Source organism: Lysobacter sp. MMG2, from assembly GCF_016735495.2.
Lineage (GTDB): Bacteria > Pseudomonadota > Gammaproteobacteria > Xanthomonadales > Xanthomonadaceae > Lysobacter_J.
Window position 1 is genome coordinate 367,616 of sequence record NZ_JAERQY020000004.1, and the last position, 14,728, is coordinate 382,343.

The following is a 14,728-nucleotide window of genomic DNA, read 5'->3' on the forward strand; positions in this document are numbered from 1 at the left end:
TAACGGGTCCGACGGAAATGCCGTCTCAGACCAGGAACAGTTCCTTCGCTTCATCAGGTTCGATGGGCTCCCCGACGACCTGCACGGGGATCTCGCGGGACTTCGCGCGCGCGGCATCCAGCGGGCCCGGCGCAGTGACCGCGCCGCGCGAGGCCGAACTCACCTGCGCGGCGTACTTGGCGAGCACACCGGTGGTGACGCGCGGCGCGATGCGCGCCACCGGCCGCGTCCGCAGGTCGGCATCGACGTCGATGCGGCGCGTGGTGACGTCGATACGCACGCGGTCGCCATCACGCAGCTTGGCGAGCGGGCCGCCGCGCCCGGCTTCGGGTGAAATGTGGCCGACCATGAAGCCGTGCGTGGCGCCGCTGAAGCGGCCGTCGGTGATCAGCGCCACGTCGTTGCCGAGCCCCTGTCCGACCAGCGCGGCCGTGACGGCGAGCATCTCGCGCATGCCCGGGCCGCCGGCGGGGCCTTCGAAACGGATCACGACGACGTCGCCGGCACGGATCGTGTGCGCCTGCACGGCGGCGAACGCGGCTTCCTCCGAATCGAACACGCGCGCCGTGCCTTCGAAATGTTCGATGCCGTGGCCGGCGAGCTTGAGGATGCAGCCTTCAGGTGCGAGATCGCCGTAGAGGATCGAATAGCCGCCGCGCGGCTTGAGCGGACGCGCGATCGGATGCACCACGTCCTGTGCGCCCGGTGCGGGAACCTCGTCCAGCTCGGCGAAGAAACTGCGGCCGGTGACGGTGGGAATGTCTTCGATGAGGCCGGCCGCGCGCAGTTCGCGCGCGACCAGGGCGGTGCCGCCGTATTCGAACATCTCCGCCGCGGTGTAGCGCCCGCCGGGTTTGAGGTCGGCGATGACGGGCGTGCGCGCGGCAGCTTCGAATTCCTCCAGGTCGAACGCCACGCCGGCTTCGTGCGCGATCGCCAGCAGATGCAGCGCGGCGTTGGTGGAGCCCGCGGTGGCCGAGACCGCGCACGCCGCGTTGCGCAGCGCGACGGGAGAGAGAATCTCGCGCGGTCCCGGTCCACCGTTGCGCAAACGCTGCATCACCATCGCGCCGCAGGCCCGCGCGGCGGCGGGCTTGTCGGCGTGGACGGCGGGAATGTCGTTGAGCTGGAGCGGCGACAGGCCGAGGAACGTCAGCACCATCGCCATCGTGTTGGCGGTGAACTGGCCGCCGCACGCGCCCGCGCCGGGACAGGCGTGCGATTCGATCCGATGCAGTTCGGCGTCGTCGATGCGACCGGCCGAGTGCGCGCCCACCGCCTCGAAAACGTCCTGCACGGTCAGCGCCTTGTCGCTGCCGTCCTTGCGGCAGTGGCCGGGCATGATGGTGCCGCCGTAGAGGATCACGGTCGGGATATCGAGCCGCGCCGCCGCCATCGCCGCGGCCGGAATCGTCTTGTCGCAGCCCACCAGCAGCACCATCGCGTCCAGGCTATGGCCGTTCACCGCCAGCTCGATGGAGTCGGCGATGGTCTCGCGCGAGGCCAGCGAAGCGCGCATGCCGTCGGAGCCCATCGCGATGCCATCGGTGACGGCGATGGTGTTGAACTCGATCGGCGTGCCGCCGTTCTCGATGACGCCGGCGCGCACGTGCTGGGCCAGGTCGCGCAGCGTGAAGTTGCACGGCGAGACGTCCGACCACGTGTGCACCACGGCGACCAGCGGCTTGGCGATCGCCTCGTCGTCCAGCCCGGTGGCGCGCAGCATGGCGCGTGCCGGAGCGCGTGCGGGGCCTTGCTTGATGGCATTGCTTCTCACGAACTGCGTTCTCCTGACTGGGGAAACCGCAGGCCCAAAACAAAGACCCCGCGCCGTTTCGGGCGCGGGGTCTTGGGTATCGACCTGGGGTGTGTGGTGTCTTACTTACACAAACCCGTACTCCGCGCTGGCAAGCCCGGTAATAAGTACGAGTACAAGAATGAGCGCCGAGAGGGGCGCGATCTTGGTCAGCAACTCGAGGGCGCGGGTGTCCGCCGCCTTGCGCAGCGCCACGGCCGGACGGCGGGTCCGGTGGTGGTCGGTCTGCGAATGGTTGCTGCGTTGCGTCATGGGTTCGAGGTAAACATGGCTTGAATGGGCGTGTCAACAGTTTCGTTCGCAACTGCGGCGAAGTCTCACCGCAGCGCGATGGTTACCGTTGCAACTACGTCGTGCCTCCGAGCAGTTGCGTTCGCAGTGCTTCGTAGTCGGCCGACAGCCGTTCGGCGGAGGCCGGCCAGGCCAGTGTTTCGGCGAGCGCGGGCGGTGCCGGCACCGCGTGGCCGACCAGCGGCTCGACGATGCCGTCGAACTTCGCCGGGTGCGCCGTCGCGACGACCGCCCACGGACGCGTATCGCCGCGCGAGCGCAGTCCTTCGAGCACCTTCAGCCCCGTCGCGGTGTGCGGACAGGGCACGATGCCGTGCCGTTCGGGCGCGCGGCGGAGCGTGTCGGTGATATCCTCATCGCTGACCGAGAACGCGGTGACACTTGCGCGCAAGTCATCGTCGTTGCGGTGCCAGTGGCGCAGGCGCTCGAAATTGCTCGGTGCGCACACGTCCATCGCATTCGCCAGCGTCGCTCTCGTTGCCTGCGGTGCGTAAGCCTCGCCCGCGAAGAAGCGCGGCAGGACGTCGTTGGCATTGCAGGCGAGGATCAGTTCGCCGATCGGCAAACCCATGCGACGTGCGACGAACGCGGCGCATGCATTGCCCAGATTGCCGGTCGGCACGATGAAGTTGAGCGGCTGCCCGTTCGCGCTCCGGAACCGCAACGCGGCGTGCGCGTAGTACGCCACTTGAGGCAGCAAGCGCCCCAGGCTGATGCTGTTGGCCGAACTCAGCGGTACGTCGCGACGCAATGCTTCGTCCGACAGCGCCTGCTTCGCCAGCCGCTGGCAATCGTCGAACGTGCCCTGCACGCGGAACGTGCGCACATTGTCGCCCCAGCATTCCAGGCCGTGCGCCTGGCGCGGCGAAACACGGCCTTCGGGGTAGAGGACGACGACGTTGAAGCCAGGGCGACGATGGAAGGCCGAGGCCACGGCCGCACCGGTGTCGCCGGACGTGGCTACGACGATCGTGGTCGGTGGTGCGTCGGCATGGCGCAGACGCGACAGCGATTCGGCCAGGAAGCGTGCGGCGTAGTCCTTGAAGGCCGCCGTCGGACCGTGGAAGAGTTCGAGAAGATGATCGTCTTTGCCGAGCGGTCGCAGCGGTGCATCGAAGGAGTACGCATGCGTGCAGATATCGGCGAGCGCATCGCGCAACGAGGACGTGGCGAAGTAGGGACGCAGCACGGCATGCGCCGTATCGGCGAGTGTGGCGCCGGGCGTGATGTCGATGTGTGGGATCGATTCGGGCACGTACAGCCCGCCGTCCGGCGCGAGGCCGGCGACCAGGGCGTCGTCGATCGAGGTGGGCGGCGTCTGGCCGCGGGTGCTGAGGAAGTTCATGCGCGTTCGATGACCTCCGCGCGCGGGCCGGCCACCGGCGTGACATAGGCGCGTGAACCGTAGCCCGCCGCGGCGAACGCAGCCTGCATCGACGGCGCCGCGGCCTGCGCCTGCTCGCGCGATTCGAACCACGCAAAGGTGCTCGGCCCTGCGCCGGAAATGCTGGCCCCGAGCGCGCCGTGTTCGAGTGCGGCGGCCTTGGCCTCGACGAAGCCGGGAATCAGTGGCGCGCGGCGCGGTTCGACCAGCAGGTCGTGCAGGCCCTCGCGCAACAGCGTTGCATCACCGCGTTGCAGCCCCGTCAGGAACAGAGCGAGATGCGCGCTCTGTTCGACCACCACCGACAGCGGATACGGATCGGCCAGCACCGCGCGCGCACGGCGTGTTTCCAGCACCTGATCCGGGTGGACCACGACCGCGTGCAGCCACTGCGGCACCTGCAGCGGGATCATGCGGGTGTCGGTCGCCATCACCACGCCGCCGAGCAGCATCGGTGCGACGTTGTCGCCGTGGCGGCTGCCGCTGGACACCGATTCGCCGTCCAGCGCGAATTCGTACAGCGCTTCGCGCGGCAGCGGTGTGTCGAGCAACGCGTTCGCCGCGACCAGCGCGGCCACGCACGAGGCCGCCGAACCGCCGAGGCCGGAGCCGAGCGGAATGCCTTTTTCCAGTTCCACGGTGAAGCCGTGAGCAAGCCCCAGCTTGTTGCGAAGACTGATCAGTGCCTGTCCGGCGGTGTTGCGTTCGGCCTGCAGCGGCAGCGAGTCCGCGCCGGGCACGTGGCCTCGGATCGCGTCGATGCGGACGACGGGTTCGGCGATGCGCCGTACGATCGCGACGTCGCGTACGCCGACGATGGAATGGCCGAGCAGATCGAAGCCCACGCCGATATTGCCGACGCTGCCCGGCGCGAACGCGCGGGCGATGGGCTGTGCCTCGATGTCGTCGCTCATGCATGGACCTCTGCGTGCGCTTCGCCCAGTGGCAGCGACAGCCCCGGCGCGGTGCCGAGCGACTGCGCGATCGCGAGCACATCGCCGAACACGCCGGCCGCGGTCACCTCGGGTCCGGCGCCCGGACCCTGTACGACCAGCGGATTGTCGGCGTAGCGGCGCGTGCGGAACTGCACGAGGTTGTCGGTCAGCCGTGTGTGGCAGCAGGCGTGCTCGGCGGGCAGGGCGACCACGCCGACGCGGGCGCGGCCATCACGGTCGAGCTGGGCGAGGTGGCGCAGCGATCGGCCTTCCGCCGCGGCCTCCCGGTAGCGGGCCAGCATCGGGGCGTCCATTTCCTCCAGGCGCGCGAGGAACGCCCCGCGGTCCACTTCGCGCAGTGCCTGCGGCACCAGGTTCTCCACTTCGACATCCTCCAGCGACAGCGCGCGACCGGCCTCGCGCGCCAGGATCACCAGTTTGCGTGCGACGTCGAGGCCGGAAAGGTCGTCGCGCGGATCCGGCTCGGTATAGCCCAGCGCCTGCGCCTCGCGTACGAGCTGCGAGAACGGCACCGTGCCGTCGAACCGGTTGAACAGCCACGCCAGTGTGCCCGAGAGCATGCCGTCGATGGCGTACAACTCGTCGCCGGTGTCGAGCAGATTGCGCAGGGTGAGCATCACCGGCAGCCCCGCGCCGACGGTGGCTTCGTAACGGAAACGTCCACCGCCACGGCGGCCGGCGTCCTGGATCGCGGCGTAGTTCGCCCACGGACCGCTGCCGGCCAGTTTGTTGGGCGTGACGACGTGGATGCCGCGCGCCAGCCAGCGCGGATAGTGTTCGGCCACGCGCGGGCTCGCGCTGCAGTCGACGATGAGCGCATGCGGGAGGTGTTCGCCACGGACGTGGTCGGCGAATTCATCCAGATCCAGCGCTCGTGCGGCCCCGCCCTGCAGGCGGGCGGCGGCGTCGGCCGGCTCCACGCCGCGTTCGTCGAGCACCATCGCGCGGCTGTTCGCGATGGCGCGCAGGCGCAGGTCCAGGCCGGAACGCTCGCGCAGCCGCGGCAACGCGGCGGACATCTGCACCAGCAGCGCGCTGCCGACCTGACCGGGGCCGATCACGCCGACCGACAGCGTCTGCGGCGAGAGCCAGAACGCGGCGTGCGCGGCACGCAAGGCGCGCGTCGCGTCGTTCGCGCCGATGGCGACGGAGATGTTGCGTTCGCCGGCGCCCTGCGCGATGGCGCGTGCATTCACGCGTGCCTGCGCCAGTCCGCTCAGCAGGCGCGCCGCGACGCCGGGCGTACCGACCATGCCGTCGCCGACCGCCGCCAGCACGGCGATGTCGCGCGTGAGCGTCACGCCTTGCGCCTGGCCGTCGGCGATGGCGTCGGCGAAGGCGGCAGCAGCGGCATCGCGCGCGCGCTCGGCCTGATCGGCGCGCAGCACGCAGCAGATCGAATGCTCGGACGAACCCTGCGAAATCATCGTCACCGATACACCCGCGCCGCGCAGCGCACCGAAGAGGCGCTCGGCCGCGCCCGGCACGCCGACCATGCCGTTGCCGACGAGTTCTACGATGGCCAGGTCACGCACCAGGCTCAGGCCTTTGACCGGCGCGGCGTCGTGGCCGCTGTGCGTGGAGATCAGCGTGCCCGGCGCTTCGGGGCGGTGCGTGTTGCGGATCCACAGCGGAATGCCGCGTTCCTGCACCGGCGCCATGGTCTGCGGATGCAGCACCTTCGCGCCGAAGTACGCCAGCTCGCAGGCCTCGGCGTAGGACATCGAAGGCAGGCACACCGCTTCGGGCACCAGGCGCGGGTCGGCGGACAACACGCCGTCGACGTCGGTCCAGATGGTGAGCCCGACGGCATCGAACAGGTTGGCGAAGATCGCGGCCGAGTAATCGCTGCCGTTGCGGCCGAGCGTGGTGGCATGGCCGTCGGCATCGCGCGCGACGAAACCGGTGACCACGACGTTGCCGTCGGCGTGGCTCGCACGCCACGCGGCCAGGCGCTCGCGCGAGGCGGCCCAGTCCACCGCCATGCCCATCTCGCCTTCGTGCACGACGAGCACGTCGCGCGCATCGAGCCGGTGCCAGCCCGCTGCATCTGCGCCGAGGGCGGCCTGCATCAGACGCGAGGACACGACTTCGCCCAGACCGGGCAAACCGCGAGCATGCACGTCGGCCGATGCATCGCCGCAGGCCAGCGCGAGGAGTTGTTCGTGCAGAACGTCGAAGTCCTGCAGCAGTGTGGCCTTGAGGACGTGATGACCATTGGGGTCCAGGGCCGCTGCGGCGACGAGATGCCGCTCGCGCAGCGCGTCCCATTCGGCGGCCCAGTCATCGCCCCGGCGTGCGGATGCCAGCAGGGCGAGGAGGGCGTCGGTGACGCCCTGCATCGCTGATACGACGACGATGCGGGTGCGCGCCGGATCCTGCAGCAAGGCGGCAGCGGCGCGATAAAGCGACGCATCGGCGAGGCTGCTGCCGCCGAACTTGTGGACGTGGCACTGCGGAGAAGGTGGAAGTGATGCGTCTGCGGGGGGCATGGTCGGGCTCCGTGTTTGAGCCCCGCGACCGCCCGGGTGCCAGACCTGCGCACCCGGTTCGGGTGCGGAGGCGAGGTCTTCAGATCAACTGGACACGCCCGTCCGCACCCGCAAGCGAGTGGTACCGGTACCGGTGGTAATCGCAAATACGCCCGCAACGGACGCCACGCCGGTCGGCGCGGTCAGGTCGGTCTGCGGAAGCGTGCTGCGATGCGTCATGGGGTCGAGAAGATCACGCGGTTTCGGGGCTTGTCAACTGTTGCATCTGTAACCGGACAACGCCGTCCGCGCTGCGATTCGGTCGCTCTTGTGCCGGAGCGTCCGGGTCGCAGGTGACCGGCAGCCCATGCCTCCACTAGCATGCGGGCTGCCGGGGAGCCGCGCGCAGGCGCGTACCAACCAACAATCGGACACCCAGCCGACGCATGCGCGGCAGGGCTCAGTGCGGGGATTCGTGAACACGTCGACGGCCAGGACCACTCTGTCGCTCCGCGAAGCTTTCGCGGTCGCGGCGATCTGCTTCGGCCTATCCGTCCTGGCGTCGGTGGAGGCCGTCGTGGTGGGGTTTCCCGATCAGGTCTTCTCGGACGCCTCGAACGTCTGGGCCGCCTTCATCGAAATCATGTTGGGTATGGCCGCGGTGTTCTACCTTCGCGTGCGCGATTTCGACGTGCATTCACTGATGCCGCGCCCCGACCTGAGCGGAACCGTGGTCGGCATCGTGCTGTTCTTCGCAACGTGGATGGCGTGCGCGGCGGTCCTCGCGATCCTCGGATTGGAGCGTGCGGTCGTCGGATTCTCCTTTACCGAGGCCTCTCTCGGCTCGACCGTTCTCATCTCGATCGTCAATGGAACGTTCGAGGAAGTCTTCCTGCTGGGCGTGCTGACCCGCAGCTTGAGGGAGCACGGTGCCTCCATCGCCATCGGTCTTTCGCTGCTGGTGCGTCTGTTGACCCACCTTTACCAGGGCCCGGCGGGCGCCGTATCGATCCTCGTATTCGGCCTGTTGCTGTCGGTGTTCTATGTGCGCACGGGGCGGCTGTGGCCGGTGGTGTTCGCGCACATCCTTGCGGATGTCGTCCCGATGACCCAGGGCGGGGCGGGCGGCTGAGTTGTCCCGCCCGCGGCCGCGTGGTGAAATGCACGCCGAAGCGGGGGTACCGGCCATGGGGCCGGTTGAGACAGACCCTTCGAACCTGATGCGGTTGAGACCGCCGTAGGGAAGCTTCGCGACACCGCCGTGCGTGCGGTGCGCGCCGCCGCTTCGTCCCGCCGCTCCAGGACGAACGCCATGAATGCTGTCCCCTCCGAACTCCTCCAGAAGGCCGAACAGCTGTCGGCCGACGTCACCCGTCCGATTCCGGGCTCGCACAAGATCCACGTCGAAGGTTCGCGCCCCGATCTGCGCGTGCCGATGCGCGAGATCGCGCTGGCGAAGACGCCGACCATGTTCGGTGGAGAAGACAACGCACCGCTCGCCGTGTACGACACCTCCGGCGCCTACACCGATGCGAACGCGCACATCGACCTTGCCCAGGGGCTGACGCCGCTGCGCGCGCAGTGGATCGCCGAACGCGGCGACACCGAAGTGCTGTCCGCGCTGTCGTCGGAATTCGGCCGCAAGCGCGAGCACGATCCCAAGCTCGACGCCGTGCGTTTCCGCAATCGCCCGCTGCCGCGCCGTGCGCTGTCCGGCGCCAACGTGACGCAGATGCACTACGCGCGTCGCGGCATCGTCACGCCGGAGATGGAGTTCATCGCCATCCGCGAGAACCAGCGGATCGAGGCGATCCGCGAGGCGCACCTGCTGCGCCAGCATCCGGGCGAAACCTTCGGCGCGAACATCCAGAAGATCATCACGCCGGAATTCGTTCGCGATGAAGTGGCGCGCGGTCGCGCGATCATCCCCAACAACATCAACCATCCGGAAAGCGAGCCGATGATCATCGGCCGCAACTTCCTCACCAAGGTCAACGCGAACATCGGCAATTCGGCCGTGTCGTCCGGCATTGCCGAGGAAGTGGAGAAGCTGGTGTGGTCGATCCGCTGGGGCGCGGACACGGTGATGGACCTGTCCACCGGCAAGCACATCCATGAAACGCGCGAGTGGATCATCCGCAATTCGCCGGTGCCGATCGGCACGGTGCCGATCTACCAGGCGCTGGAGAAGGTGGACGGCCGCGCGGAGGAGCTCAACTGGGAGATCTTCCGCGACACGCTCATCGAGCAGGCCGAGCAGGGCGTGGATTACTTCACCATCCATGCCGGCGTGCTGCTGCGTTACGTGCCGCTCACCGCGGGCCGCGTGACGGGCATCGTCTCGCGCGGCGGTTCGATCCTCGCCAAGTGGTGCCTGGCGCATCACAAGGAGAATTTCCTCTACACGCACTTCGAGGAGATCTGCGAGATCATGAAGGCCTACGACGTGGCCTTCTCGCTCGGTGACGGCCTGCGTCCGGGTTCGATCGCCGATGCGAACGACGCGGCGCAGTTCGGCGAACTGGAAACGCTGGGTGAGCTGACCAAGATCGCGTGGAAGCATGACGTGCAGACCATGATCGAAGGCCCCGGCCATGTGCCGATGCAGCTGATCAAGGAAAACATGGACAAGCAGCTGCGCGAGTGCGGCGAAGCGCCGTTCTACACGCTCGGCCCGCTGACCACCGACATCGCGCCGGGCTACGACCACATCACCAGTGCGATCGGCGCGGCGATGATTGGTTGGTTCGGCACGGCGATGCTGTGCTACGTCACGCCGAAGGAGCACCTGGGCCTGCCCAACAAGCAAGACGTGCGCGAAGGCCTGATGGCGTACAAGATCGCCGCGCATGCGGCCGACCTCGCCAAGGGCCACCCGGGCGCACAGGCGCGCGACAACGCGATGAGCAAGGCGCGTTTCGAGTTCCGCTGGGAAGATCAGTTCAACCTCGGCCTGGATCCGGAGCGTGCGCGCGAGTACCACGACGAGACGTTGCCGAAGGATGCGCACAAGGTCGCGCATTTCTGCTCGATGTGCGGCCCGCACTTCTGCTCGATGAAGATCACCCAGGACGTGCGCGACTACGCGAAGGAGCATGGCGTGGACGAGTCCGCCGCGCTGGCCGAGGGCATGGCGGAGAAGTCGGCGGAATTCCGCGCGCAGGGCGCGCAGGTCTACCGCAAGGCGTGACTTCGCAGGGCGTCGTTGTCGCACAACGACGCCCCTTCGCCCCGCGTTCGGCTACGCTTGGCCGCATCCGGAAGGGACGCGAGGCGACATGGCAGACAACCGCATCGGCAAGCTGCGCTGGCGCGCGCAAGCGCGGCGCCATCCTTCCGCATTCCTGCTGGGGGCGCAGCTGCTGAGTCTGGTGCTGTACCCGCTGTTCGACGAGATGCGCGGCGGGCGCGTGCTGTTCGGTGCACTGGGCGTGGCGGTGCTGATGCTGGCGGTGTGGGTGGTCAACCGCAGCCCGGCGAAAGTGTGGGTGGCGTGGCTGCTGGCGGCGCCTGCGCTGCTGCTGTCGGTCGCGGCCGTCGTGCTGGGCAACGACACGCTGCTGGTGGTGTCCTCCGCGCTGGAGGCGCTGCTGTACCTGTACGCCGCGGCGAGCCTGATCGCCTACATGCTCGGCGATCATCGCGTCACCACCGACGAACTGTTCGCTGCGGGCGCGACGTTCACGCTGCTCGCCTGGGGCTTCGCCTATGCGTATTTCGTATGCCAGGCCTGGTATCCGGGCAGCTTCACCGGCGCGGTGAACCCCGAGGCGCCGCGCACCTGGCTGGAACTGCTGTTCCTGAGCTTCACCACGCTCTCGGCGACGGGCCTGGGCGACATCCTGCCGCTGTCCTCGCCGGCACGCGTGCTGGTGATGCTGGAGCAGTTCGCCGGCGTGGCCTACATCGCCGTGGTGGTTTCGCGCCTGGTGGGCCTGACGATCCTGCGCTACGGCGCCCGCTGACGCTGCGGGCCGGGATCTCCAGACAAAAAAATTCGCGCCGGAGCGCGAATGCTGGAACAGAACGTTCTGTAGTACGTCGGCGAGAGAGGGCCTGAAGCCCACCCCCATGTAAACGGGAGTAAGCCTGCGGACGTTAGAATGTCCAGGCAAGTTTTGCTTTCCCCGTGACGTCTGGGCGTTTTGCCGGATTTGCCGAGTAGTCATGCCAAACCCTTTCGGCACATGACGGCTGTTCAGCTTGCCGCTCAACATCTCCGGATTCATGCCCAGACCTTCCGAACCCTCCACCTCGCCCCTGCCGTCCGAACGACTGCGCGTGGGCGAATGCGTGGTCGACGTGCCCCTGCGCGAGATCCGCGCGCCGGGCAAGCGTCGGCCGTTGCGCATCACCCCCAAGTCCATGGGCGTGCTGCTGGTGCTGGTCGAGCAGGCCGGGCGGGTGGTCAGCCGCGACACGCTGATGACCGAAGTCTGGCCGGACACGCTGCCGACCAACGACGTGGTCACGCAGGCGATCACGCAGCTGCGCAAGGCCTTCGACGACGAGCGTGGCAATCCGCGCTACATCGAGACGATCGCCAAGAACGGCTATCGCCTGCTGGCGCCGATCGAATGGGTTCACACCGCCACGCCTTCGGGCAGTGCAGACACGGTCACCGGCGACGAGCGCTGGGCCGACCCCACGCGCACGACCGCCAAGTACCCGGCGATTGCCGGCGCCGATCCGAGCGAACCGCTGGCGCCGGTGCCGTTTCCGGCCGCGTCGATGCCGCGCGGGACCTGGGCGTCGATCGCCTCGGTGGTGTTTGCCGTGGCCCTGCTGGTCGCGGGCCTGGTCGCTTGGGCCCTGCTGCGCGCGCCCGTGGATTCCGGCGAGGCGAATACGCCGGTGGCGGTGTCGGGCATGCAGGGGCTGCGAAGTGAGCGCCCCTATCGCCTGATCACCTCCGCCGTCGGGTTCGAGCTGTCGCCGACCTTGTCGCCGGACGCCGGCCTGGTGGCGTACGTCGCGATCCCCGAGGGGCAGCGCGGCACCGCGATCATGATCCAGACGACCGAGCAGACGCAGCCGCGCCAGCTCACGCGCCCCCCGGAAGGCGCCGACGACAGCGCGCCGACGTGGTCGCCCGACGGGCGCTGGATCGCCTTCATGCGCACCACGGTGGACAGTTGCAGCATCCGTCTGGTCACGCCGAACGCGCGCTCGGAGCACGAGGTCGGCGATTGCGACCGCCGCAACCCGCCCAGCTTCGACTGGACGCCCGACAGCAACGGTCTGATCTTCGGCGGCATGACCGGCGAGCACGGCAGCCTGGGGCTGCGAGTGCTCGACCTCGACAGCGGACAGTGGCGGCCGATCGAGTACCCGCACGACCCCGAAGAGCTGGACACCTCGCCGCGCTACTCGCCGGACGGCCGCTGGATCGTGTTCGTGCGCAACCCGCCGCTGGGCGATTTCTGGCGCATCCCCGCGCAGGGCGGGAATGCCGAACGCCTCAGCCGCCTGCGTGCCGACCTGCGTGGCTGGGACTGGTCGCCGAGCGGGCGCGGCCTGCTCTTCAGTGCGATGGTCGACGGCGAATACCGCGTGTTCCGGCTCGACACCGGCACCGGCGAGGCGCGGCCGGTCGGGCTCGACGAGGCGCAATCGCCGGTGGCGGCGCGCGCGCGGCGGGCGATCGCCTTCGTCCAGCGCCGTCCGTACTTCGGCCTGTACCGCGTGCGCCTGGACAGCGACGGCTCCGGCCACGGTCGCGTGCACGTGGTCGAGCCACTTTATCCGTCCTCGTCGCGCGACCTCCTGCCGGCGATCGCGCTGGACGGGCGGCAGCTGGCCTTCGTGTCGGATCGCTCCGGCAGCAATGGCCTGTGGGTGGGCGACGTGGACCAGCCCGACACGCTGCGCATGATGGGCGGGGTTCGCCCGGGCACCCGCTACGCCCCGTCCTGGTCGTCCGACGCCCGCCGCCTGCTGGTCACCGGCTCGGACGAAGGCGGCAAGGCGGTGGTCCAGGAAGTCATGGCGGCCAGCGGTCAGGTCGTGACCCTGCCGATCCCCGACCCGGACCCGCTCCAGGCCCAGTACACGCCGGACGCGAACCGCCTGCTCGTCCTGGCCGCCAACGACGACGGCCTCCCGCAGCTGCGCATGTACGACCGTTCCACCACGCCGTGGCGCTCCCTCGGCCGGGTCGATGGCGTCTCGCACTTCCAGGTGGACGGGCCGCGCCGGCGCATTCTGTTCACCCGCCTGACCGAGGCCGGGCTGTGGGAAGTCGGGCTGGACCTGTCGGCCGCGTCGATCCGGCGCATCAGCGCCGCCGACCCGACGGCCGACCGTTACCGCATGTGGTCCGTGGCGCCCGACGGCGAGGTCCGCTACATGGAGCGGCTCCAGGATTGCGCCGCCAGCCTGCGCCGGATCGTCCCCAGCGACACCGCTCCGCCGCGTTGCCTGGACCAGACCCGACGCTCGGCGATCAATGGTTTCAGCCTCGGTGGGCCGCGCGGTGACGTGGCTTATCTGGCCCTGGTCGAGTGGGACGGGGCCGATATCGGTTACATGGAGCTGCCGAAGGAAACGACGGACGTGATGCCCGGATGGATCAAGTAATTGATGCCGCTGGGAAAAGTCCTTTCGGAAGTCCTTCGGTTTTGCCGTCGTTGCGATTTCGGATAAGTCTCGACCAACTTTCCTGATGGCGACCCCGCCTCTCAGGCAAATCCATTGACCATTCTCGGCACATGAGGTGGACCAATGGAGCAAGTGCAATGGGCGGACCGCGGGCAGCTGCTGCAGCTCGACACGCCTGACGGCGCGGTTCAGGGCGGTTGCATCGGGGTTTCCCGGCTGGGCAGCGTCCAGGTTTCGGGCGGCTTCTCGTTCTGGGTGCAGCTGCATGGCAGCTCGTGGGTCGAGGCGAAAGAGGGCAAGTTCCGTCTTCGCAGCGGCGACTGGCTCGCGTTCGAAAAGGACTCCAAGCCGGTCGTCCAGGCCGACCGCTTCGGCATCGCCATCGGTCTCACCCTGTCCGGCGACGCGCTGCGGGAAATGACCCGCTTCGCCGACCGCGGCCTCTACGCCGGCCGTGGCCAGATGACCCGTCACGACGCCCGCATCGCCCTGCGCCTGTGGCGCGAAGCGGCGGCCCGTCTGGCGGAGAACCCCGGCGCCGGCTTCGACGCCTCGCTCCTGCGCCCGATCCTGCTGCACCTGGCCGGCGTCCAGCGCGAACTGGCCGCACGCATCCCGCGTTGCCCGGGCCGCTCGCGCAGCCGCAAGCGTCAGGTCTTCGGCCGCCTGCAGCGTGCCCGCCTGTACCTGGAAGGCAATTGCGACCGCGTGGTGCGCATCAGCGAACTGGCCGAGCTGACCAGCTTCTCCAGCTGGTACTTCTCCAAGACCTTCCACAGCCTCTACGAGGAAAGCCCGCAGGCGGCCTCCGCGCGCATGCGCCTGGAGCACGCGGCGGACCTGCTGACCAGCACCTCGATGATGATCGGCGAAGTCGCCGCGGCCAGCGGCTTCGACAACTGCTGCAGCTTCGCCCGTGCCTTCCGCGCGCGCTTCGGCGAGTCCGCCACGCGCTACCGCGCCGCGTCCGCTCGTGGCGATGCGAGCCGCGCGTTGGCGGTCTCGCGCAAGTCGCTGGAACGCAAGTCGCTCGCGACTGGCAACTGATCGCGCACGCACGCGTTACCACAAACGGCCGGCGATTCGCCGGCCGTTTTCGTTGTGCGTTCTCTTTGCGCGCAGGTTCTGCGAGCGCGGTCTCAGCTTGATGTCCTGCGTCGGTCGCGCGTAAGAGACACCGTCGGTTCGGAACGTTAAGGCCGTGTCCTCG

Annotated in this window: 10 protein-coding genes and 1 riboswitch; of the genes, 5 read left to right on the forward strand and 5 right to left on the reverse strand. The window is 68.7% G+C overall.

What is annotated here, in order from left to right; all coding sequences use genetic code 11:
• Positions 1-25: 25 nt before the first annotated feature.
• The 5 genes from JI752_RS16330 to thrA all read right to left on the reverse strand — a co-directional run bounded on the left by JI752_RS16330 (position 26) and on the right by thrA (position 6,939).
• A complete protein-coding gene (locus JI752_RS16330) occupies positions 26-1,777 on the reverse strand; it encodes a dihydroxy-acid dehydratase (protein ID WP_216966054.1) in 1,752 nt (583 codons plus the stop codon).
• A 105-nt stretch (positions 1,778-1,882) separates the two neighbouring features.
• Entirely contained in the window at positions 1,883-2,068 is a 186-nt protein-coding gene (locus tag JI752_RS16335; RefSeq protein WP_216966055.1) for a hypothetical protein, read from the reverse strand.
• A gap of 94 nt (positions 2,069-2,162) precedes the next feature.
• On the reverse strand, positions 2,163-3,452 hold the full coding sequence (thrC, locus tag JI752_RS16340; RefSeq protein WP_216966057.1) for a threonine synthase: 1,290 nt from the start codon (positions 3,450-3,452) through the stop codon (positions 2,163-2,165).
• Positions 3,449-4,405 carry a homoserine kinase gene (locus JI752_RS16345; protein ID WP_216966059.1) on the reverse strand — a complete coding sequence of 319 codons (957 nt, stop codon included), beginning with the start codon at positions 4,403-4,405 and terminating at the stop codon, positions 3,449-3,451. The genes thrC and JI752_RS16345 overlap by 4 nt, the downstream gene beginning before the upstream one ends.
• Positions 4,402-6,939, reverse strand: a complete 2,538-nt coding sequence (thrA, locus tag JI752_RS16350; RefSeq protein ID WP_216966061.1) for a bifunctional aspartate kinase/homoserine dehydrogenase I — start codon at positions 6,937-6,939, stop codon at positions 4,402-4,404. Before thrA ends, JI752_RS16345 begins: the two co-directional genes overlap by 4 nt.
• A 454-nt stretch (positions 6,940-7,393) precedes the next feature.
• Between thrA and JI752_RS19560 the strand changes: the two genes are divergently transcribed.
• The 5 genes from JI752_RS19560 (at position 7,394) to JI752_RS16375 (ending at position 14,565) form a co-directional block, all read left to right on the forward strand.
• On the forward strand, positions 7,394-8,050 hold the full coding sequence (locus JI752_RS19560; protein ID WP_216966063.1) for a CPBP family intramembrane glutamic endopeptidase: 657 nt from the start codon (positions 7,394-7,396) through the stop codon (positions 8,048-8,050).
• Between the two features lie 32 nt (positions 8,051-8,082).
• Positions 8,083-8,180: riboswitch (TPP riboswitch) on the forward strand.
• A 50-nt stretch (positions 8,181-8,230) separates the two neighbouring features.
• Complete coding sequence (gene thiC, locus JI752_RS16360) at positions 8,231-10,108, forward strand: phosphomethylpyrimidine synthase ThiC (RefSeq protein WP_216966065.1); 1,878 nt, start codon at positions 8,231-8,233, stop codon at positions 10,106-10,108.
• 88 nt (positions 10,109-10,196) lie between these two features.
• Entirely contained in the window at positions 10,197-10,883 is a 687-nt protein-coding gene (locus tag JI752_RS16365) for a potassium channel family protein (RefSeq protein ID WP_216966068.1), read from the forward strand.
• A gap of 262 nt (positions 10,884-11,145) precedes the next feature.
• On the forward strand, positions 11,146-13,497 hold the full coding sequence (locus JI752_RS16370) for a winged helix-turn-helix domain-containing protein (protein WP_216966070.1): 2,352 nt from the start codon (positions 11,146-11,148) through the stop codon (positions 13,495-13,497).
• Positions 13,498-13,641: 144 nt separating this feature from the next.
• The gene (locus JI752_RS16375) at positions 13,642-14,565 is read left to right on the forward strand and encodes a helix-turn-helix domain-containing protein (protein WP_216966072.1); all 924 of its coding nucleotides are present in this window, start codon (positions 13,642-13,644) and stop codon (positions 14,563-14,565) included.
• Positions 14,566-14,728 lie beyond the last annotated feature (163 nt).